At 68.3% G+C, this 20,094-nt stretch carries 21 protein-coding genes; 3 read left to right on the forward strand and 18 right to left on the reverse strand.

All coding sequences use genetic code 11. The features are described from left to right. Positions 1–13: 13 nt before the first annotated feature. Entirely contained in the window at positions 14–511 is a 498-nt protein-coding gene (locus tag ACFY1J_RS05190; RefSeq protein ID WP_390730651.1) for a hypothetical protein, read from the forward strand. A gap of 164 nt (positions 512–675) precedes the next feature. Here ACFY1J_RS05190 and ACFY1J_RS05195 read toward each other — a convergent pair whose 3' ends face one another. The 18 genes from ACFY1J_RS05195 to ACFY1J_RS05280 all read right to left on the reverse strand — a co-directional run bounded on the left by ACFY1J_RS05195 (position 676) and on the right by ACFY1J_RS05280 (position 17,890). Then, positions 676–888 (reverse strand): hypothetical protein, encoded by a 213-nt coding sequence (locus ACFY1J_RS05195; protein WP_390730652.1) that lies wholly within the window; start codon positions 886–888, stop codon positions 676–678. Positions 889–893: 5 nt separating this feature from the next. Then, positions 894–1,247, reverse strand: a complete 354-nt coding sequence (locus tag ACFY1J_RS05200; RefSeq protein ID WP_390730653.1) for a thermonuclease family protein — start codon at positions 1,245–1,247, stop codon at positions 894–896. Between the two features lies 1 nt (position 1,248). Continuing rightward, positions 1,249–3,711 (reverse strand): phage portal protein, encoded by a 2,463-nt coding sequence (locus tag ACFY1J_RS05205; protein WP_390730654.1) that lies wholly within the window; start codon positions 3,709–3,711, stop codon positions 1,249–1,251. Next, complete coding sequence (locus ACFY1J_RS05210; RefSeq protein ID WP_390730655.1) at positions 3,711–4,094, reverse strand: hypothetical protein; 384 nt, start codon at positions 4,092–4,094, stop codon at positions 3,711–3,713. The genes ACFY1J_RS05205 and ACFY1J_RS05210 overlap by 1 nt, the downstream gene beginning before the upstream one ends. Before the next feature lie 41 nt (positions 4,095–4,135). Beyond that, positions 4,136–4,657, reverse strand: a complete 522-nt coding sequence (locus ACFY1J_RS05215) for a hypothetical protein (protein WP_390730656.1) — start codon at positions 4,655–4,657, stop codon at positions 4,136–4,138. Positions 4,658–4,799: 142 nt separating this feature from the next. Continuing rightward, positions 4,800–5,984, reverse strand: coding sequence for an NUDIX domain-containing protein (locus tag ACFY1J_RS05220; RefSeq protein ID WP_390730838.1), 1,185 nt, complete (start codon positions 5,982–5,984; stop codon positions 4,800–4,802). Between the two features lie 44 nt (positions 5,985–6,028). Next, positions 6,029–6,409 (reverse strand): MazG-like family protein, encoded by a 381-nt coding sequence (locus ACFY1J_RS05225; protein WP_390730657.1) that lies wholly within the window; start codon positions 6,407–6,409, stop codon positions 6,029–6,031. 56 nt (positions 6,410–6,465) lie between these two features. Beyond that, complete coding sequence (locus tag ACFY1J_RS05230) at positions 6,466–8,355, reverse strand: ATP-binding cassette domain-containing protein (protein ID WP_390730658.1); 1,890 nt, start codon at positions 8,353–8,355, stop codon at positions 6,466–6,468. Between the two features lie 334 nt (positions 8,356–8,689). Continuing rightward, positions 8,690–9,787, reverse strand: coding sequence for a hypothetical protein (locus ACFY1J_RS05235; RefSeq protein WP_390730659.1), 1,098 nt, complete (start codon positions 9,785–9,787; stop codon positions 8,690–8,692). Positions 9,788–9,791: 4 nt separating this feature from the next. Next, positions 9,792–11,843: a methyltransferase, FxLD system gene (fxlM, locus tag ACFY1J_RS05240; protein ID WP_390730660.1), complete on the reverse strand. Its 2,052-nt coding sequence runs from the start codon at positions 11,841–11,843 to the stop codon at positions 9,792–9,794. Between the two features lie 45 nt (positions 11,844–11,888). Next, a complete protein-coding gene (locus ACFY1J_RS05245; protein ID WP_390730661.1) occupies positions 11,889–12,962 on the reverse strand; it encodes a lanthionine synthetase LanC family protein in 1,074 nt (357 codons plus the stop codon). Then, complete coding sequence (locus ACFY1J_RS05250) at positions 12,959–14,914, reverse strand: lantibiotic dehydratase family protein (RefSeq protein ID WP_390730839.1); 1,956 nt, start codon at positions 14,912–14,914, stop codon at positions 12,959–12,961. Before ACFY1J_RS05250 ends, ACFY1J_RS05245 begins: the two co-directional genes overlap by 4 nt. 162 nt (positions 14,915–15,076) lie before the next feature. Further along, positions 15,077–15,265, reverse strand: a complete 189-nt coding sequence (locus tag ACFY1J_RS05255) for an FxLD family lanthipeptide (RefSeq protein WP_390730662.1) — start codon at positions 15,263–15,265, stop codon at positions 15,077–15,079. A 377-nt stretch (positions 15,266–15,642) separates the two neighbouring features. Beyond that, positions 15,643–16,038 (reverse strand): DUF6415 family natural product biosynthesis protein, encoded by a 396-nt coding sequence (locus ACFY1J_RS05260; protein WP_390730663.1) that lies wholly within the window; start codon positions 16,036–16,038, stop codon positions 15,643–15,645. Further along, on the reverse strand, positions 16,026–16,493 hold the full coding sequence (locus tag ACFY1J_RS05265; RefSeq protein ID WP_390730664.1) for a hypothetical protein: 468 nt from the start codon (positions 16,491–16,493) through the stop codon (positions 16,026–16,028). The genes ACFY1J_RS05260 and ACFY1J_RS05265 overlap by 13 nt, the downstream gene beginning before the upstream one ends. A 52-nt stretch (positions 16,494–16,545) precedes the next feature. Further along, positions 16,546–17,043 (reverse strand): DUF6302 family protein, encoded by a 498-nt coding sequence (locus ACFY1J_RS05270; RefSeq protein WP_390730665.1) that lies wholly within the window; start codon positions 17,041–17,043, stop codon positions 16,546–16,548. Next, positions 17,040–17,456, reverse strand: coding sequence for a DUF6415 family natural product biosynthesis protein (locus ACFY1J_RS05275; RefSeq protein WP_390730666.1), 417 nt, complete (start codon positions 17,454–17,456; stop codon positions 17,040–17,042). Before ACFY1J_RS05275 ends, ACFY1J_RS05270 begins: the two co-directional genes overlap by 4 nt. Further along, positions 17,456–17,890: an ATP-binding protein gene (locus tag ACFY1J_RS05280; protein WP_390730667.1), complete on the reverse strand. Its 435-nt coding sequence runs from the start codon at positions 17,888–17,890 to the stop codon at positions 17,456–17,458. The genes ACFY1J_RS05275 and ACFY1J_RS05280 overlap by 1 nt, the downstream gene beginning before the upstream one ends. A gap of 413 nt (positions 17,891–18,303) precedes the next feature. On the opposite strand from ACFY1J_RS05280, the gene ACFY1J_RS05285 reads away from it, so the two are divergent. Together ACFY1J_RS05285 and ACFY1J_RS05290 are read left to right on the forward strand one after the other, a co-directional pair. Beyond that, positions 18,304–19,557, forward strand: coding sequence for an XRE family transcriptional regulator (locus ACFY1J_RS05285; RefSeq protein WP_390730668.1), 1,254 nt, complete (start codon positions 18,304–18,306; stop codon positions 19,555–19,557). Beyond that, a complete protein-coding gene (locus tag ACFY1J_RS05290; RefSeq protein WP_390730669.1) occupies positions 19,554–20,081 on the forward strand; it encodes a GNAT family N-acetyltransferase in 528 nt (175 codons plus the stop codon). Before ACFY1J_RS05285 ends, ACFY1J_RS05290 begins: the two co-directional genes overlap by 4 nt. Positions 20,082–20,094 lie beyond the last annotated feature (13 nt).

Here is a 20,094-nt window from a genome sequence, read left to right on the forward strand (position 1 = left end):
GGGGAGGCTGGACATGGCCATCCGTGCGTTCGGAGAGACAAAGACCGCCGCAGAGTGGGCGCGCGACGACCGCTGTGTGGTGCAGCGGGAAGTCCTCCGCCGTCGCATGTACGACGGATGGGATGCGGAAGAGGCGATTACTACGCCCTCGCAGAGGCGGGCGGTGCGGTATTCCTCGAAGCGTGATTCGCCCGCTGCCGACCGGGCTAAGCCAGCACAGTGGGTCTTCGTTCCGGAGCCTCCGAAGCCCAGGAAGGGGCGGCAGGAAATCGCGGCATCAGGAGGCGAGGCGGCAGAGGCCGCAGCGCTCGAGGAAGAGCGACGTCTCGCCGCCCGCACCATCGCTGAGGCGATATCGCCCGCCCTGCGCCGTCGTTATCGGCCCAACGTTGAGGAGCAACCCCTGCGACGCCGCCGCAACATGGAGCAACTTGCCGCTGTCTACACCTACGTGGGCCCAACCGGCGAGCGCCGCTATGTCCGCCTGCGCACAGGAAGGGGCCACTCGTAACTCTTGGGTGATGATCCGGTGTAAGTGGTCCCAAGGGCATGAGCGAGGAGGCTTGCGGTCGAAACCGCTGAGCCGCATGGCCCTCCCTGCAGCATGAGTATTCGCACTACTGCGGCAGGTGGCTTCCCGCGCTGCGCAAGCGGTGTCGGTAACCCAGCTACATCTCACATGGTCTCGGTGAGGATGTGCAGGGCGAACCAGCCGCTGAATCCGAACCATGTGGCGGCGAATATGGCTCGGCCGACTCTGCTGGTGCGGGTGCGGAACAGGCGGCGGACGTTCTCCGACAGGGTGTCCTCATCGCGCTTGTTGGCCAGGGCGATGCCCTCGGCCAGGGCAAAGGCGGCGGTCCAGGCGATCCAAATGGCGGCCCACATGGCGGCTACTCCTTCGGTTCTGGGAGGGGGCGGGGGCCGTGGCCGTCGTACGGGGCGGCGTGGCCGGTGTCGATCAGGTCGGTGTTCAGGCATGCGCCGTCGGGGGACGTGATGGTGGCGAGCCATCGGCCGTACTTTTCGCGGCGGTGTGTCTCAACGACGAGGCCGGGGCCATGTTGAGCGAGCCAGTCGGTGACCCAGGCTTTCGCTGCTTTGCCCTCGTCGGTGTTCTTCTCGGGGGTGTTCAAGCCCACCAGGCGGACGCGTTGGCGTGTGCGGATGGTGAAGCCGAGGTCTATGTCGAGGTCGAGGGTGTCGCCGTCGACTACGTGCACGAGCGTGGCGGGGTAGGTGTTCACGTCAGTTCGCCTCCTCGGCGGTTGCGTAGTGGAGGCGGCATCGGCAGTTGATCGTCAGGGCGATCGGCGCGAATGGGTCGCCGGGGTAGCGGAGGCTGGAGCCGTCGACGGTGTACGGGGTGCCGACGGGGAGTGTCTTGCCGTTCAGCGCCTTGTGTGCGGGTCGTACGCGGTCGTCTCCGCGGGTGATCCAGGTTCGGACGACGCCGGGACCGGCCTGTTCGGCGGCGGCGTCTGCTGCGCCGTTGATGGTCGAGACGGCGCACATCTCGGCAATCCGGGCGACGGTGGCGGGCGCCTCTGACTGGTAGAACCACGTGATCTTGTTCTCGAGGTCGCTGAGTTCGACAGCTCCGTGCTGCGCGTCGAACAGGAGGGTGGCGAGGTCGCGGAGCATCGCGGTGATTGCCTCACCGGCGTACGCCGCGGAGACCAGTGCGGCCGCGGCCGCGGCAGGGGGAACGGCGTCAGTGCCGGTCAGGCTCTGTCCCACCTTGCGGGCGGTCGTGGCCGCGGCTTGCTGCAGGATCGAGGCGAGTGTGTTGGTGGTTTCCTCGGCCCAGCGGGCGGCGCTGACGACGCGGTCTTGGTCGAGGTTCGCGTCGACGTGCCGGGCGTCGTTGGCGTCCTGTGGCTCCCAGTAGCGCGTGTACTTACGGATCTTCGGCGCACGGAGCCGGGCGAGTATGACGCCTTCCTGGCGTGCCAGTAGCGCGGTGAGGGCCGCGCTCACGGCAGAGGAGAGGGCGTCGAAGTCGTCGTCTGTGACTTCGTATCCGTCGTCCTGGGGGAGGGCCTTGCTCTCGACCTTGGCGCGGACGGCGTCGACGTCCTCGGCGGCATCGCCGGGCTGGGTCTGCTCTTGTGCGCTCCGGGCGCGGTCGACGTCGGCGGCTGCATCGCCCGGGGTGGTGGCGGTGTTGGTGGCGCGGGCTGAGGCGACGGCGTCGGCGGCGGTGCCCGTGGTGCCGGCGGGCAGTGCGAGGGGGGCCTGCGCTCGTGCCGCGGCGACGGCGGCCGCCGCGTCCTGACCGGGCTCGATGGCGCGCGCGGCTGCCACGTCCGCGGCCGCGGAGTCTTCCGGAGCCGCGCCCTGGGGGAGCGGGACGCCGGTGGGCGCCGCGCCGGGAGTTCCGCCGGCGGCCGGGTCGGGGCCGAGGCCGAGGGCCGCAGCGTCCTGCGGGTTGGCGGGTATGGGCGCCTTCTGCGGGCTGATCCACAGGGCACGGGACTGCGGGACGTTGAAGGCTTCCCGGCCCGCGATCTCCCGGTACTCGTCGATGGTGATGAGGCCCTTGTCGAACTCCTCGCGGGCTTCCTGCCGGGCCTGGCGCCGGGGGAACTCGAGGGCCTGGACGCGGGAGGTGTCGTACCGGACGGTCCAGCCGTCATCCAGCTCAGGGTCGAAGCCGGAGGTCACCAGGTTGAGGTGGGGCAGTTCGGTGTGGTCCCAGAAGTTCCAGTCTTCCCGGTCAGCGTTGGCGTACGTCCGCTCGGATGCGTTACCGACGATGCTCTCGGGCACGCCGAACGCGGCCAGGATCTCGCCCTTGGAGATGCCGGCCAGCGTCTCGTACGCCATCTCGCGCGGCCGTGCGGAGGTGTCCACGTATGTGACGCCGCCGGGGCCGGTACCGACGAGGGTGAGCTGCCCGGCGTGGTGCGCGCCGGGGGCCAGGCGCTTCTGGATGCGGTCGACTTCGCGCGGGTCGACGCCGTCCAGATCGATACCGACGATGCCGCCCGGTCTGCCGTCATTGTCAATAAATGAGATGTTGTACGTGCGGGCCTTGACGTCCAGGTCGATGGACAGGCCCGCGGCCTCGAGCGGAGTGACGCCGCAGAAGGGGTCGGTGGGGTGGGGGTCCCTGATCCAGATGACGTGCTTGGGCAGCAGTTCCCGGACACGGCCGCTGTAGTCCGTGAACTCGAAGTGCTTGATGTAGTCGGCGTTCTCGTCGTCCGGGATGATCTGGACGCGGTCCGGTGGCAGAAGATCGAGCCGGGTGAGGGTGCCGCCGCGGCTGTAGGTCTTCTCGATGAACACGCCCTTTTTCGACAGAAGAAGCTGCGCGCTCAGCCGCTTCTTGAAGACATCGGCGGTCTCTAGCGGGTTGGCCTTCTTGTTCAGCAGGCGAAGGAGCGGGTGGTCATCGAGGGTCTCCTCGAAGCGCCGTTCGTCGCCTCCCCGGCCTATCTGGATCGGCAGGGTACTGGCGTGCTTGCTGATCGCCTCGATGGACTTGAAGGTCCAGATGCTGCGTTCGTAGCCCTCGATGATGACGCGCTCGAGGTCCCAGCCGTCCGCGCGGCCAGGGGTGCCCCACACGTTCGTGACGCCGGCGTACGTCATCGACACGTACGCGTTGCCCGCCAGGAGATCCTTCGTCTCCGTGGGCGGAGGAGGCGCAGCGGTCCGCGGGACGAGGAGGCCGCGGAGGCCGGGGAAGAGTTGGCGGGGCATCAGGCCCCCTCATCGCTGGACAGCCGCAGACCAGCGGCGACGGCGAGGAGGCTGGCTGCCAGCCATCCCAGCGGCGCCAGCAGATAGAACAGGAGGGCGGTCTGCCCCGCGTAGGCCGTGAATGCGGCCATGGCGCCGACGTCTTGCTGCCATCGCTGCTTGGAGTTGCGGCGGACGGCGACACCACTGGCGCACAGTCCGACGAGGGCGGCGGACAGGCCCGCGGCCCAATGCAGGGCGCCCAGCGCACCGAGGCCGCCGAGCACACCGAACGAGAGCAGGAGAAGCCCGAAGGCCTCCCGGCCGATCTTCGCGTCGGGAAGCACCGACCCAGTGATGCCGGTCGGGTCGTCGTTCGACGGCTGAGGTTGCTGAGTAGTCACGCCGCGCACCATGAACAGCGGGCGGCGTTAGTGTCGCGCGGTCAGCGAGCGGGCCGCGACACCCCGGACATGTAGGCGCCGATGCCGCGGCGCTGGATGGTGCCGCCAGGGACGACGCGGGCGTTCTTCGGCGGTACCGGGATCTTCCGCTTCGCGCGGGTGCTCTGGTCACCGCCGATCAGATGCCGGTTGTCGATCTTCGCTGCGCAGTCCTGGCCGGTGACTTCGTCGTAGGGGCGTCGGCAGCCCTTGCAGTAGACCTCGAGCGCATCGATGCGCTGCCCTTCAGTGGCCTTGAAGCTGCCGCGGCAGTCGGCCGTCTTGGCGATCTTCGGGGTGACCTCGACTTCCGCGGCGACTACCCAGACGTGGGAGAGGTCGGGTGCCTCTCCCTTGGCGGCCGGTGGCTCTGGACGGGGAGCGGCCTTCTGCTCGGGTTCTGGCGTCGAGCTTGGGGCCGGGGTCGGCACGGGGGGCCCCTCGGGCACGAGCCAGGAGAACAGGCTCTCCTGCAGGTGAGAGCGGCCAGTCTCGAGCGAATGGGGGGCTGTCGCGATCGTCACCGTTCCTCCGGATCACTGCCGGGTTGACTTAAGCGGTCAACCCGTTCACAGCGCGGAACGTCGGCGGGCGGTGATCTGTTACACCGACCGCTCATCAGCGGCGGTCGATTGGCGCCCTACAACGCCCTCAGCTCGGCTTGGATCAAGGCGCCTTCTCTCGCGTTCGGGCGTTTCTGTCTCCCGGTTCCGACGCCGTTTCCGGTTCACGGGCGTAGGGGGTGAAGTGGGCGGGGGTATCGTCGATGGGTAGGCCGGGGCGCCAGGCGGCGAGGATCTGGGCACTGCACTCGAACAGATCTTGCTGAGGCAGTTGGTCGAGGGGCCACCAGTCCCAGTTGCCCACGCTCTCGTCTGGTTGTGTGGAGGGCTGCCCCTGCCAGGCTGTGACGACGGCACCGACGGTGACGCGCACCACGTCGCCAACGTGGTCGACGAGCGTGCCCAGAAGGACAACGTCCTCAGAGCGGGCCACCAGGCCAGTCTCTTCCTTGAGTTCGCGTACCACCGCATCCTGTAGAGAGCCGTCGCGCGTCTCCACGGTCCCGCCGGGCAACTCGATCGTTCCGCGGCGGTGACGGCCCAGCAGCAGGCCCTGTTCACCGAGCACGATGGCGCCTACGCCGACCGCTGCATGAGGGATCGGAGGGCGCTTGGTGCGCGGCCGACTCGTAATACGTCTGGGGCGGTCCGGCAGGCGGCGGGCGCGAATGAGCTGCACAACCACGGGGTTGTCGGCCTCGGGAGCGCGGAGCAGCTCGTTATCCTCCACGCGGAACCCGTAGTCGACCAGCAGGTCCTCCCACAGCTGCGGCGTCAGCACCCACATCTGCACCGGGATCGGCTCCTGACCGATGATGCGGATCGTCTCCTCGCGGGGCGCTACCCCGGAGGAAGGTCCGTGCCCATGGAGGTTGGTGTGTAGGGCCGAGAAGACCAGTCGAGCGCCGTCTCCGAGCCCGTCCCTGAGCGCCGGCAGGAGGTAGTGCGGGTCGTTGCACGCGAGAGTCCCAATCGCGTACGCCGCGTCGTACGCCTCGGCGGTGCGGAGATGTTCAACGACGTCGGCGTTGAAGAACCGCACGCCGGGCACTTGGCTGAAGTGCTGGACCGCTCGTCGATGCTGGGTCGGCGACAGCTCAACTGCATCGACGAGGGCGCCGTGATCACGTGCCACGTGCACGGCCTGGTGTCCGGGGCCTGATCCGAAGGCCAGCACTCGTTTTCCGCGAAGCGGCCCGAGCACGTCAGCACCTGGTCCTACACCGTCCCAGAACCCCCACTTCAGTCGGTCGGGAACTGGTGGCATGTATCCGCGATCGAGCTGCATCTGGCCGTAGCGGACCCAGGTTTGCCTGTTCACTGTGTGCGCGTTCAACTCTGCCGTCCCGTCGTCGCGTCGGGGTGGCTGCTCACGGTCCGAGCGTCGCTGGCCTCGCCCTGCGCCATCAGGTCCCGAGAGGCGATGCGGTCCATGTGCCGCGCGAACACGGCCTCGGCATCGAGGTTCATGCGGGCCAGGGCGACCATGCCGGTGACGATGACGTCGCAGACCTCGGCTTCGACGTCATCCCACGTGTGCGAGTGCCCCTTGCGGGGGTTCTGCCCCATGGCTCCGATCACCGCTTCGGCGACCTCGCCTGCCTCCTCCTGAATCTTGAGGAGCTGGAGCAAGATGCGTTGCTCGCGGGGAAGGACCGAGTGGTCTTCCAACCGGCCAGCAAGGCGGGCGATCGTCTGCCAGGTATCAGCCATGCGTGTCTCGCTTCTGTGCGTGGGGGCGGCGGGGAACGACTCTGCGCCGGTACGGGTCATCGGTCTTGGGTCAGGGCCACGAGCTCGGCGAACAGTCCGTCGGAGTTGACCAGTTCCTCGTACTGGCCGTGCTCAATGACTCGGCCTTTGTCCATGACGAGGATGCGGTCGGCGAGGCGGGTGTTTTCCAACTGGTGAGTGACCACGATTGTGATGCGGCCAGCAGCGCCGCGTTTGATCTTCTCGAAGATCTGATGCTCACCGCGGGCGTCCATCTGGGAGGTGGGTTCGTCCAGGATGAGTACTTCAGGGCGCCTGTAGATCGCGCGAGAACAGGCCAAGCGCTGCCACTGCCCGCCGGAGAGTTCGGCGCCCCCGAAGACTTCCCGGGCAAGCAGCGTCTCGATACCGTCCGGCAGCGCCTCGACCGCCTCTCGCATGCCTACGGCGTCGATCGCTTCCCAGACAGGCAGGTCATCGCGGGTCCGCGGCTGCCCGAGCGTGACATTCTCGCGCACGCGCAGCGGCCACTGGGCAAAGAGCTGCGGCACGAGTCCTGTACGGGCCCAGACGCTGTCCTGGGAAAGGGTGGAGAGGTCTGCGCCGTTCCACAGAACGCGCCCCTTGTCTGCCAGGTAGATGCCGGTGATCAAGCGCAGGAGGGTGGACTTGCCGCTGCCGTTCTCGCCGACGATGGCCAGGATCTCGCCACGGCGCAGCGTGAGGGATACGCCGTCGACGGCCGGGCTGTCCTTGCCAGGGTATTGGTAGACCACGTCGTCGATCCGGATTTCCTCCACGGTCGCGGGAGCCTCCAACTCACCACGCTGTGGGGCCCGTTGTGCGGCGTCGTCGAGAAACGTCTGCATGTCGGTCAGGTAGAGGCTGGTATGGAACAGGGCCGCCCCGTTGATGACCACTTGGGAAAGCGCTACGAGCGTGGTCTGAACGGCGACGACCGCGGTCGCGGCAACGGCGAGTTCGATGCGCCCGGTGGTGGCCAGCCAGGCGAGGGCGGCCCAGGCCAGGAGCAGGAAGAAGCCGCCAGCCGTCGCGGACAGCAGGGTGATGCGCAAGGTGCGTGGAGCGGAGTCCAGCAGACGGCGGTCGATGCGCTCGGACAGTGACCGATACCAGAACAGCAGATAGCCGGTCATGCCGTTGGCGCGGACTTCGTCCCCGTGTTTCGGCGTGGTGGCCCACCAGCGCATCATGTGGCGCACATTGCGGTCCGACACGTTCGCGTAGTGCATTTCGTAGTCGACGCGCGCGGTGAGAACCGCGCCGACTCCGGCCGGCAGGACGGCGAGGAGGAGCAGCGGCAGCATCGCCCAGTGCAGCACGGACAACACTCCGCTCGCGGCCACCATCCTGATGAGAGCGGCCATGAATCGCTGTGCGTCGTTCACCATCACGGTCGTGCGCACCACGCCCATCTCGGCGGCTTCTTGCCGGTCGGCGAAGCCGTCCTGGGCGTAGGCAGCGACTTCGACTCGGCACACCGCCTCGACCAGCGAGGTGTCCGCATAGGTCGTCAGGTGCGGGGTGAGCCTGCGACCCGCGTACGAGGCGAGCGCGCTGGACAGCCGTCCGAGTGCCGCCGCGCCGGCCACGACGAGCAGCGCGGGTAGTGCCTGATGAAGACGGTCGGTCACAGCTCCGGGGCCAAGAACGGGTCGCATGGCGCGAGCGGTCGCGGTCAGACCGACTGCGGCGGCGGCGCCTGTGACCAGTTGGCAGGCGGCGAGGAGGAGAACGGCCGTGCGGTCGAGGTGCCAGGCCATTCGAGAGATGCGGCGCAGCACGGACGGCAGGCGAGCGCACATGTGGGCGAACGACACATCGCCGAGCGGGTTGATGGAGTACTCGCCGCTGTAGCGGATCTCCGCAGGTGGCGGAGGGGGTGGCGTCTCAGCGTTTGCAGTAGAGGCGTCAGTCACAGTCACCTGTGTCCCTCCTGGGGGGGTCGGGGGTCGCACCTGGATGGCTCGGCGATGCACGGCATAACGACGCAACAGCGGAATCGAACGCGCTCGATTTCGGACGCACTGGGGGCCTTGAGGCGCAAGGGAACGAACGTGTGGACGCGGTGATAGGGCCGTTCTTGAGTGGCGCGACTTGGCCGAATCGCCGACACCTGATGCGCCTGTGATGGATGAGGTTTCCAGCGAGTGTCTGCCTCCCAAGAGGCGACGGGCTGTCGCCACTGAGTCCGACAACGTCAAGTCGCCCAACTAGCAGGCATCTCCTGCTATTTGGGCGTTCGGTGTACGTGTGGAGTCACAGGAGGCTGCGAAGCGCGACTTCGCCCTTGTCGACAGCTTCCGTGAGTGCGTGCATGTGGTGCTCGGGCAGGCGCCCCGCCCCCAGCCCCGACGAGGCGATCGCGGTGTCCAGCTTCCGACTCTGCTCGCCGGTCAGGGACGAGCACGCGGCAGCGTGGGTCAGGACGTCCCGGGCGGCGCATGCATCCAGAGCAGCCGCGTTGGCGACTGCGTCGTTCAACGGGCCCACGTTGGGGCTCGTCCGGTTGTGGACCAGATCGAGCGCGGCGAGACCAGCTCGGGTCTGGAAGACGGCGGTTGAGGGGTCAGGTTCGGCGATCAGCGTGGCCACTTTGCTCAGCACGAGTTCCAGGTCTGATTGCGGCACGACTGCCGACGGGGGCCGACAGTAGACACGCAGGAGAGCCGCGATGGTGTTCTCCCACGGCTCAGTCGGGGCGGTGGCGTCGATCGTGTCGCGGGCCTGCTGATCGAGGCCGCGTTCCATCAGGGCCATGATCTCGATTTGGCGGCCGTCGAGGAGGCGGTTGCCGATGCCGCGGTACGAGGTCATGGCTTTGGCGGCCTCGGTCCATCGGCCGATCCGTGCCAGGGCTCTGGCACCGTCGACGAGCACGGTGATCCACAGCTCCTCGCAGACCTTGCGGTGGTCGGCGTCTGTGTCGATCAAGGCTGCGAGGTCGACGGTGTGGCCGTGGATCTCGGCGGTATCGCGTTTCTGGGCGGCGCGGTACAGCCGAGTGAGGACGTCGTAGGCGGCCTTGCCGTCGCCCTCGCGGGTCAGTAGCCGGGAGATGTTGATGAGGGGCATCAGCGACATCACGGCGATGCCGCCAGTGAGGCGCCCGGCGTCGGCGAAGACCCGGTGCTGCCTCCAGCACAGGTCAGCCGCCAGGTCGGGTAATCCGACGTCGGAGGCGATCAGAGCGGCGTAGTTGAGGACGCCACTGGCGCGGGCCACCAGGTCATGGTGACCCGCGTCAGCGGGCGCGATAGTCAGCCCGGTGAGGTGGGTGATTCGCTCGTCCAGCGGGAGCGCCGGCGCCTTGGGACGACGGACTAGCGGGATGCGGCTGGCTATCGCGGGGATCACGGGCTCAGCCCTTGCGCGGCCAGTCGACGACAAGGCGGCTGTACGCCTTGTCGATGATGAAGCGCGGGTCGGCGGCCGTGATCTTGTCGCGGGCGTCGCCGACGGCCATGCGGAAGGTGGGCTCCGGCGCGGTGTTGCCCCAGCCCTCATCCCAGTCGCGGATCTCGCCCGCGACCTGGTCGGCGAGTTCGGTGGCACGGGAGCCGTGGCCGATGACGCCGATCTCCCAGAAGCGGCCCTTGTCGTCCTCGCCCTCGCGGATGGCCAGGTAGGCCAGGCTGTCGCCGTCGAGCGCGGCCATGGAGCCCCAGCCGAAGTGTGGGGTGAAACCGGGGCGCTGGCCGGGCAGGCGGGACAGACCGTTGGGCAGCACGGAGGCCAGGTACAGGTACAGCCACTCCCAGGGGTCGCCCTGCCGGAACTTCACGCCGGTGTAGACCTTGGCCTGCTTCTGGTCGAGGACGGTGCGGATCGCGTCGCGGTCGACGGTCTGCTCGCTGAAGGTTTCCAGGCGGACGTTGCCCTCACCTTCCATGGGCACCAAGGTGTAGATGTCGTCGCAGACGCCCTTGCGCAGGGGCACGAAGGTCGACATTTCGCATGAGACGGTCTTCCAGGCGTCGCCGTCCCGCTCGAAGGCGAAGCTGCGGGAGATGCTGCCGCGAATCCGCATCGGCAGGACCAGGCGTCCGCCGGGGGCGAGCTGATCGAGGATCTTCACCGGCACGTCGCCTGCGCCAACCGTGAACTGGATGCGGTGGTACGGGGCATGCTCCGGGAGGCCGGCAGCACCGTCGGCCAGCACCGCCGTCACGTTCGTAGCCCCGGCCTCGGCGAGGTTCTTGCTCGCGCCGTCGACGAGGTCCTGGTCGACGTCCACGGTCCACACGTGACCGCCGGGAGCCACGAGCTTGCCCAGCAGGCGGGCGTTGTAGCCGGTGGCGGCCCCGGCTTCCAGGACCTTGTCTCCTGGCTGCGCACCGAGCTGTTCGAGCTGGGTGGCGACGATCGAGGGTGCGGAGATGCAGGAGATCATCTCGCCGTGCTCGTCCTCCTTGATGGACACCGCGTCCTCCTTGTACGCCGATTCGAGGTCGACGCCGGGAAGAAACTGGTGGCGCTCGGTGGTGCGGAAGGCATCGATGACGGCGGGGGTGCGCAGATGGCCGCTGCCGACAAGGCGGTTCACCAGGGCTTCACGCATGTCGGCGGCGTCAGTAACGGGTGTCACGGTGGTCTCCATTCGAGCGACATTAGGGTCCGGGGAAGTGAACCGGCGAGTAGACACGTCGGCCCCTTCGCCTGCGGCAAAGGCGACCTCGCGGCCTAGCCATGCGGTAGCGGCCTGCTCGGCGGCAGGTACTCCCGCACGGTTGAACGCGAAGATCGCGTGATGGGCGAGAACGGCGCGCAGGCCGCGTATCAGGCGCCCATCAGTGGCGAGCTTGCGCAGGCGAAGGCCAGCGTTCTCGAAGGCGGCGAGACGTTCGGCCCATCCGGGTTCAGCGTCCGGCCGCTGCGCCGAGTCGGCGTTCATCAGCCGCCGCATGGCGCTCACCGCCTGGTCGCGCGCGGGGCCGGTGGGCGGGATGACGGGCGGCCGCAGGGCGCCGAGTTTCGCCCAGACGTCCCCGGCCTCGAACGGGTCCAGTCCCGCCGAGCGGATCATGGCGGAGAGCAGCAGTACAGCGCACTCTCGGCCACCGGGCAGGCCGGTCTCGAACAGGGCGCTGGGGCTGTCGGCGCAGAACACGTCGTGCGCCACGTCCATACCCTCCGGGCCACCGAACGCCTCGGTCTCCGGCTCGTAGATGCCGCCGACCCATCCCGTGGCCAGATGGTCGGCGACGAGGCGGTCCAGCAGAGTGCCGACGGGACGCTCGGTGCGCAGCCGAAGACCTGTGTCCTTACGGAGGAAGTGGAAGCGCTGGTTATCCAGCGCGGCCGCCAGTGCCTGAGCGGCCTCACTACTCACCGCCCGCCCAGGAAACGCCACGCTGGCATGCCACCAGGTTGTATCGGCCGTGATCGGAAGGTTCTCGTCGTCGAAGTCCATCGGCTGGGGCTCCTTGTCGGGGGCGTCAGTTCGGTTGAGGGCGGGTCAGGTGATCAGCAGGACGCTGGTCCAGTCCGTGGTGTTCGTGCCGTCAACGGCCAGGTGCGCTCCGCTGCGGCCCTCCATGAAGCCGGGCTTGGGCAGTCGGTCTAGGTCCGCGGCCAGACGCCTGCTCAGGTCGTCAATCACTGGGGAGAAGCGCTCTGGCGTGGGGCTGTCAGCAGCGACGGCGCGAGCGATCGTCACGAGTCCGGCCCATCCGTGGCACAGCGTTGCGTCGACGATCCGGCCGAGGTGGGACGGGTCGGTCAGGGTCCTCAGGACGGTGGCCTCTGCCGCCTGCCGACGGATCGAATCGCCGAGCGCGAGTGCGGCAAGCTGCTGGGCGCGGGCGATGCCGGGTTGGCCGTAGCACCAGGACTGGCGCGCGAGCTGAGGTTCGGGCGGCGCGTTGACCAGCAGTTCGTCGTACGTGGTCCAATAACGGGTGCCGTACGTGTCGAGCCAGCGCGCGAATACCTCGATGGCGTCGAGTTGTCCCGGCACATGGACGTCGTGCCGCACGGCGAGAGAGAGCACCGCCAAGGGACCGGCGACGCCGTGAGCAACACCGTTGTTGCTGTGCCCGCCGGGCATCTCCTCCCCGCCAGGCCCAGCCGCGGACCACCAGCCCGGCAGCTCCCGGTCCTCGATGCGGACCGGCTGCGCCAGGGACACGAGGTAGGCCAGCACTTTCCGGAGCCGGGGCGAGTCCGCGCCTCGGGTCAGCAGCAGTGCGCCCAGCCCGGTCAGCCCGCGGATGAGGTCGAACTCTGCCAGATGAGGCAGCGTGCCCGCAGCCTTCCGCCGATGGGCGGCGGCCAGCCGGGAGTCCACGACGCGGTCGACGGCGTCACGGACTACACGGCCGGCATGTCCGGCGCGAGAGAGCACGAACTCCAATGCGGGGGCACCGTGGAACAGCGAGGCGTTGCCTCCGGCGCTGACGCCGCCCGCCACGGCCTGGGCGAGGTAGCGCCGCGCGGCCAAGTGATCACCGCGCTCGATGTGGAGCAGCGCCATCCCGAGGGTGCCCTCGGAGAGATCCTGCGTGCGGGTTGGAATCGCTGTTGCCGTCATGAGCGGGCCTTCAGGGGGACGACGAGGTTGTGGGCCCTGCCACCGATCCAGCCGTCCGCGTCTTGCGGCGGCGCATCGTGCAGGGTCGCGACGCCGATCGGGCTGGCAGCCAGGTGGGCGCGCAACAGGTCCAAGTGCATGTCGTGTCGCAGGTCGAGCGGGAGCTGTTGGTCGTCTTCGGCCAAGAGCACGCGGTCCGGCACGCGGAATCGGCTCATCCAGGCGTGCAGTTGCTCGGCCCACTCATCCAGCGACGCGGTGCGATCGGGCAGATCCCGGGCCCGCACCTTCCATCGCGCCGTCACCAGGATCGAACGGCGGTAGTGCACCGCCGGGGTGAACGGCAGAGTCCATGCCGAGCCCCAGTCGAACCAGGTCACCTGTGGCGTGGCGGCCCGGCTGATCTCGACCAGGAACCGGGCCAGTGGCGGAGTGTAGTTGTTCCACAGGAAGTTCAGCGCGGTTGGCGCGAGCAGTTCCAGGTGCGTGCCGGTGGCAGCCTCGGCGAGGTAGGGGCGGCCGTCGCGGAGGCCGACGGCCAGGTCGGAGGGGAACAGCACGCCTTCCTCGGGGTGCCGGAACTCGCCGACGCTGACCACCCTGGGCAGCACGCGCGGGGCGCGGGTGAGTAGGTCGGCCGGCACGCGTCCGGCGTGGAAGGAAAGCTGGGCCAGCTCCGCGCCGGGCTCGACGGTGGGCAGGTCGGTGTACGTCCCTCCGGTGTGCGGGAACAGGTGCCAGAACCGGCCCGTCATCGAGCCGGCCGAACGGGAGACGGTGGATACGTGGAGCCGGAAGTTCCCCCGTTCCAGGGCGCGGGTCGAGCGGGCGTTGAGGCGCATGCCGAGTTCGAGGTGGGGCGCGGTGGCGGTGGGCTTGCCCGCGGCGGCCTCCAGTTCTTCGATCATCGCGCCGGACAGGGGAACGGAGCGGGCGCCTTCGACGGCTGCGGTTCCGGCCAGTTCCAGCAGCAGCCGGTCGCGCCGAGCCATGGGGCGGGGAGGCTCGGACACCTGGCCGAACCCGTCGGGAAAGCCCAAGCCCTTTTCGGGGTCCAGGACCAGGTTCAGCGGAATCTCGGCGCTCTCGCCGTAGCGCTCGGTGAACTGCTCGATCCATCGGCGCCAAGCCGGGATGCCGTTGGGGTGCGCGGCGATCCGGGCGAGGACGGTCGCGGCTGTCTCCGCTTCCGTGAGGACCGTGCTCGGGAGCCGCACCGTGGCGTCCAGCCGCAAATCGGGGGCCGCCGTCCTTTCGCGGACCTCGTCACGCAGCGCGGGCGGCAACGTGTCGGTGGGGTCGATGACCGTAGCGGGTGCGCGTAGCGACGACCGGAGCAGTCGTACGTGCAGAAGCTCCCCGAGCAATCCGGTTCGTTGCTGTGCGGTCGTGGTGGGGAAGTCGGCGGCGAGCTTGTCGCCGAGGACCGAGTACCGGACCGGGGAGCGGGCGGCGTCGAGAATCAACTTGAGCGCGGGGCTCAGCGCGAGGGAGAACTCCGAGGCGCCCTCGGACGGGACGTAGACGCGCTCGCCGCGCTTCTGAACGAGGTTGTTGACGCACACGTCGACGTCAGCCATCCGCTTGCCGTCCGCCTCCCAGCCGCTGATTGCCACATCGAGCGCCACCGGGTCATGCCGGGCGACAGCCAGGTGCTCGTCGCCGACGCGGACCTCCGCCGTGTCGGCGAACTCGACGCGCGCGACGCCCGCGAAGAGACCGTACGGAGTGGGGCGGCGCGCGTATCGGATCGCGTACCGGGCGGTGGACAGTGCCGCCCGCCGCACCCGGCGCACTCCCGGAGACCGCCCGGCGAGCACTGCTTGAACCTGGCGTGCCAGATCTGGGCTGGCGCTGGTTACGGCTTGCTGGAAGGTGTCGTCGGCCCACACCGCACGCAGCCACGCACGCCACTGTTCAAGCGAGGCCGTGGGACCTGGCCAGGGAGGCATGCTCGGCTCGGTGAGGTTCACTGCGGCACGCAGCATTGGTTCTCCGGCGGCTCGGTACAGGCTGTGCCGTACGCGCGTCATCCCCTCACTCCGTTCTTGGTAGGCGGGGCGCGGGCCGGACGGAACAGCTCCGTCCGACCCACGCCATCGGGCTGACCTGTCTTACGAGGTGGTGCAGGCGCTCGGGCAGGAGCTGCCGCAGTTGTCGCCGGTGCTGCACATCAGCACCGTCTCGGTCGCAGGCGTCCCCTCGATGAAGGTGATGTCGAGCTGGAACGGGTCGTCGGTGACAGCGGCGCCGTCGACGGGCAGCTGCTCAATGGTGACCGGGTGCTCCAGTTGAACGGTCATTACGTGCCTCCTTGGGGCAGTGGGCTGATGGTGCAAGGGCTCCGGAGTCATCGGTTCACGCGGTGAACCGCGTGGACCCCGGCATCTGGGGTTGAGCAATTTCGTGTGGGGAGGAACCCGGTGGGAGGAGATGGGCTCCTCCCCACACGTGACGTCCGGCACCGAGCCGTCTTCGCAGGACCGGTTACCGGGTGGTGCACCCGCCCGTCGCCGACGACGGGCGGCGGTTGAGCGGGCCGGCTGCTTGCTCCCCCCCCACAGAGCGCGGCCGGGGCGCGATGTCTTGGCGCCACCTCCTCCTCGGGGGACGGCCTTGGATCCTCCGCGCACGGGCGCGGTGGTCCACATGGCCAGGGAGGAGGTCCCAGTCCTGGGGGTTATCTCCGTAGTGGTCTCGGTGCAGCGCGGGCCTGTTCTTCGCTGACCTGCCCGGCAGCGCGGAGCAGGCCCTTCACGAGCCGGGCGAGGTTCTGCGCGCGGTGCGTGGCCGCTTGTTGGCTGAGGGGGTTCGGGGGTGAGGCATAAAGCCGACGGTCGGCTTCGCCGAGGATGGTCTGTGCACTTCGCCCGGCCTCCGAGTCCGCGGGAATGCCGAGGCACTGGGTCCGCAAGTCCTCCGCGACGGTCCGGCCGAACTCGGTGAACTGCTCGACCATGCCCGTCGCGTCCTGGAGGGACGGGCGTTCAAGGCCCTTCACGTCCCAGGCGAGCACCGTCTCGACGTTCGCCAGGACCTCAACCTTGTCCGGGACGGAAGGGGTTAGCGCAGCCATGCAACCACCTGCTCCGCAGTCAGGACCTGAAGCTCCCAGGACCTCTTGATGGCGTGGGCGCGGTTCCTGGCCCGAAGATTGGTCAGGAGGTCACGGCCGTCCCTGCGGATGATGTCGACCGGTCGTTTCAGCTCGGTGGCCATCTGCGCGGCCGCCATGCCACGGGCGAGGAGCGGCACGAGGTCACGCTGGTCATCGGGCAGGAACAGCGCTTCGGGGTCTAGGAGCTGCGGGCGGGTGATGGCTTCGGTGGTGTAGGCGACGGCGAGCGCGGCAGCGTTCTCGCTCATGCCGTACAGCTTGCGCTTGGCGAGCTTGAGGTAGCCCGCAGCCGTGCCCTCGCGGATCTTGAGGTCCAGCGCGACCACGGCCAGCGTGCTCCCGTCGGCCAGGCCCTCGAGGACCTGCTGCTCCCTCGGGGCGAGGGTGATCCTGGCGACAGTCGTCGTGGTCACTGTTCTCCTCCTTGTTGGGCATGAGCGATCTGCCAGCACGACGCGTCGAATCTCACTTCCGCGGTGAGAAGTTGGGCCCCCTCCAGGTGACTCTGGGCCGTGGGGGAACACGTTCGGAGAACTCTGGAGAGGGAGTCTGTGAGCGATGCCGTACGAAGACAGCGATGGCGTTGGCGCTGTAGCCGTAGAAGCGGCCGAAGACCTCGTCGCTCGCCCACCAAGAGGGGCTGGGTTCTCCCCACTCGACGGTGTGGCAGGTGTCGCGATACGGCGACCAGCGGATACGCAGGTCCGGGAAGCCGGGAACGGTGCTGAGAAGCGCGCGGGCCTGAACGGCGTCCACGAGTTGCTCGAAGCTCGTGTATCCGCCGTGTCGTTCGCCGCCCACTGGGACGGCCAGCAGTGGGATGCGGAAGAGTGCGACCGCGACGCCAGCGTCGGCGAGACCGGGGTCCGCCAGCCGCTCGCGAAAGTAGTCGTAGTCGAACGCGTCCCGTGCGGCCAGGAGCCGCGTATGGGGCCTGGGGCGGGACGCCGTAGCCGTACTCATTCCGTTCCCTTCATGTACTGGGCCTCGACGAGCCGTTCAACGAGTTCGTTGACGACCCAACCGACCTGGCGCAGGTGCCCCTGGGCCTTGGCGGGCTCGGATGGAAGGGGAGAGGCCCGCAGGGTCTCGCCGCGGACGAGCAGGCGGGCAACGTCGTCTTCCTTCTCGCTGGCCTCGTTGGCGATTGAGATGGTCGCGAGCTGGCCGAGATGGGCCTGGAGGCGCTGAAGTAGATCCGGCACGTCCATCGCGGTGGGCGGTAAGTCGTCCAAGGCATCTGCGACGTCGTCCAGAAGCGCTTCCACATCGAGTGGCTTCCAGACCTTCAGCCGGCCAGCGAAAGCCGCCAGTACGTCGGCGTCGTGAGGAGGAGTCCATGGCTCGGGGGCGGGGCGCGGGCGCGTGGTCATCATCACGGCCTCCCCGCGGGGACGCGGAACCGGGCCCAGGTCTTACGGCCGTCGTCACTCACACCCCATTCCAGGGAGAGGACGGCGACGATGAAAAGGCCCCGGCCGGAGACGTCGCCGGGCTGAGCACTGCTGAGCTGAGCGGGCTCCGGGCTACCGTCCGTGACTTCGACCCGCACCTCATCGTCGGTGTAGAGGACCTCCAAGGCGACGTCGCCATCGCCGTGCTGGACGGCGTTGGTCACGAGCTCGGAGACAGCGAGCACGATGTCGTCCGCGATCGGCCCAGCCACCCGCCACAGCCGCAGGTGCGCGACCGTGATCCGGCGCATGCGCCCGACACGGTCTTCCTTCGGCGTGAAAGCCACCGCGAAGCCGCGGGCGGTCCGTTGCAGCAGTTCTGCAGCGAGCGTGGCGACGGCTGTGGCGGGGCTCATCGGGAGCCAGTCCCACTGCGCAACTGCGGGCCGATGCCGCCCAGTCGTAAGGCAATCACGGGGGTGGACCTGCCAGTAGAGGAGTTCATGTGGGGTGCTCCCGCTCGTCGAGTAGCTGGCCTACAAGAGCGAACCGCTTAACCGGTGCGATTGGCATGGGGTCAAGGGGCTGGAGGTGGTCAAGGTGATCAAAGATCATCTGAGGGCGCCCAGTTCGACGCGAGACGCAGAGCGGAGCTGCCCTCCATGTCGTCATGCCGAGCCGGCGTGACGGCTGATGTTCAGTCAACGACGCTCGGTGATGGGGGAACAGGAAGGGTTCCGGGTCCGTGCATCACCGCAGACCGGAAGACTTTGCGTTCCCGTTACCTTGGTTCTGGGCAGTACAAGGGTGGCGGTACTACTTTCAGTGCATGGGAGCGAACGTCATCCTTCAGAAGCGGATGGATGAACTCGGCTTAACTCAGGATGAGTTGGCGGATCGCTGTAACCAGGCGCTGTCGGAGGTCACCGGCAGAACGGGAGACATGTCGTCACGCACAATCCGGAACCTGCTCAACGGGACGACCCGGCGCCCAATCGGCCGCACTTGCGTAGCACTTGAGCGTGTGTTCGGCTGCCCGGTGGCGGACTTAGGGTTCAGCGCTCCCAGCTCCATGCACCATCCTCCGGAGGACCCCGTGCGGCGTCGCGACTTCATCGTTGCCACCACAGGAACGGCGACCGCCGCTTTGTCCGTTGGGAGACAGCGGCGCTCGGTCGGCATGACGGACGTGGCCCGAGCGTCCGCCGGCATGAACAAACTCGTAGAAGCCGACGACCGCCAGGGCGGACACCGATCCCTCGCCGCCGCAGCCCTCGCAGGCCGAGCCAAAATCCTGGAACTCCAGCAGCAGAACGCCAGCGAGACCGTGCGCCGCGCCCTGTACGCGCTCGCCGCCGAGTACACGACCATCGCGGCCTGGGCATGCATCGACCTGCGCGATTTGGACACGGCTCAGGCACACCTCCACGAGGCCACCACCTTCGCGGGCCTGTCCCAAGACGCCCCGACGGGGATGCGGGTATGGATCAACGTCGCGATGCTCGCCTACCAGCGGAAGAACTGGCCGGAACAGCTTGCAGCCGCCCAGGCGGCCAATGCGTCAAAGGCGGCACGCAGCGATCCCTTCTTCAGCTCCATGGGCCGCGTGCGCCTCGCTCTCGCCCATTCGTCGATGGGTGACCCCCAGGCCGCCAAGAGGGCCCTCGGTTCGGCGCAAGAGACCCTTCGGAAGGCCGTCGAGGACGACCGCCCGCGCTGGACCGCGTTCTACGGCCCGGCCGAGCTCAACCACCTCGCGGCCATCATCCTCAACCACAACGGGGAGTCCGCCGACGCCGAGGCGATGGCCCACCGCGCGCTCGCCAAGATCCCGGCAGAGTTCCAACGCAACCGCGCCTTGGCAACGTGTCAGCTCGCGCTCGCCCAGCTACGGCAAGGCGAGCCCGAGCAGGCCACAGCGACCGCGGCCACCGTCTTCCAGATCATGGACGGCGCTCCGCTCCCTGGACGCATGCGCACCCTGATCGGAGACTTCCACCGAGACCTGTTCCGGATGGCGCCGTCCACGGCGTACGCCCGCGACTGGGCAGACCGTATGCGAGAAGAATGGAGTCGAGCGTGACCAGGCTGATCGACCTGCGCCACTACAACCACGGAAGCCTCCCCGAAGGCTTCAGGCAAATGCTGATCGACGTGCACGCCGACTCTTACGCCGACGCCATGGATAACGAGTTCAACCAGCGGTTCCCCTGGTTCGTCGACCACTGGTCTGCGATGAATGGCTTCACCTGCGTCGTCGCGTTCGAGGGCGAGGAGCCGACCGGGTTCGCGTACGGCGCCCCGCTGCAGCCCGGCCGCGAGTGGTGGCGCTCCACCTCCTTCAAGCCGAACAACGGCTACACCGCGACGTACGCGGTCTCCGAGGTCATGGTGCGCCCGAAGTGGCGCAAGCAGGGTATCTCCGAGCGGCTACACGAAGCGCTGCTGAGCCGGCGCGGCGAGGACTTGGCCGTGCTCCTGGTCGACGTGACCCACCCGAAGGTGCAGGACATGTACGAGACATGGGGCTACCACAAGGCCGGCGAGCAGCAGCCCTTCGCCGACTCTCCGGTGTACGCGGTCATGGTCAAGAATCTGCGCGGCTGAGGGCGTACCTGTA

This window comes from Streptomyces sp. NPDC001406 (assembly GCF_042895285.1).
In the GTDB taxonomy this organism is placed as follows: Bacteria; Actinomycetota; Actinomycetes; order Streptomycetales; family Streptomycetaceae; genus Streptomyces.

Bases quoted from the DNA above. Each gene is read 5' to 3' on its own strand.
- ACFY1J_RS05190 (WP_390730651.1), top strand. From the start codon at position 14: ATGGCCATCCGTGCGTTCGGAGAGACAAAGACCGCCGCAGAGTGGGCG.
- ACFY1J_RS05195 (WP_390730652.1), bottom strand. From the start codon at position 888: ATGTGGGCCGCCATTTGGATCGCCTGGACCGCCGCCTTTGCCCTGGCC.
- ACFY1J_RS05205 (WP_390730654.1), bottom strand. From the start codon at position 3,711: ATGCCCCGCCAACTCTTCCCCGGCCTCCGCGGCCTCCTCGTCCCGCGG.
- ACFY1J_RS05220 (WP_390730838.1), bottom strand. From the start codon at position 5,984: ATGCAGCTCGATCGCGGATACATGCCACCAGTTCCCGACCGACTGAAG.
- ACFY1J_RS05225 (WP_390730657.1), bottom strand. From the start codon at position 6,409: ATGGCTGATACCTGGCAGACGATCGCCCGCCTTGCTGGCCGGTTGGAA.
- fxlM (WP_390730660.1), bottom strand. From the start codon at position 11,843: ATGGACTTCGACGACGAGAACCTTCCGATCACGGCCGATACAACCTGG.
- ACFY1J_RS05245 (WP_390730661.1), bottom strand. From the start codon at position 12,962: ATGACGGCAACAGCGATTCCAACCCGCACGCAGGATCTCTCCGAGGGC.
- ACFY1J_RS05250 (WP_390730839.1), bottom strand. From the start codon at position 14,914: ATGCCTCCCTGGCCAGGTCCCACGGCCTCGCTTGAACAGTGGCGTGCG.
- ACFY1J_RS05255 (WP_390730662.1), bottom strand. From the start codon at position 15,265: ATGACCGTTCAACTGGAGCACCCGGTCACCATTGAGCAGCTGCCCGTC.
- ACFY1J_RS05260 (WP_390730663.1), bottom strand. From the start codon at position 16,038: ATGGCTGCGCTAACCCCTTCCGTCCCGGACAAGGTTGAGGTCCTGGCG.
- ACFY1J_RS05270 (WP_390730665.1), bottom strand. From the start codon at position 17,043: ATGAGTACGGCTACGGCGTCCCGCCCCAGGCCCCATACGCGGCTCCTG.
- ACFY1J_RS05275 (WP_390730666.1), bottom strand. From the start codon at position 17,456: ATGATGACCACGCGCCCGCGCCCCGCCCCCGAGCCATGGACTCCTCCT.
- ACFY1J_RS05280 (WP_390730667.1), bottom strand. From the start codon at position 17,890: ATGAGCCCCGCCACAGCCGTCGCCACGCTCGCTGCAGAACTGCTGCAA.
- ACFY1J_RS05285 (WP_390730668.1), top strand. From the start codon at position 18,304: ATGGGAGCGAACGTCATCCTTCAGAAGCGGATGGATGAACTCGGCTTA.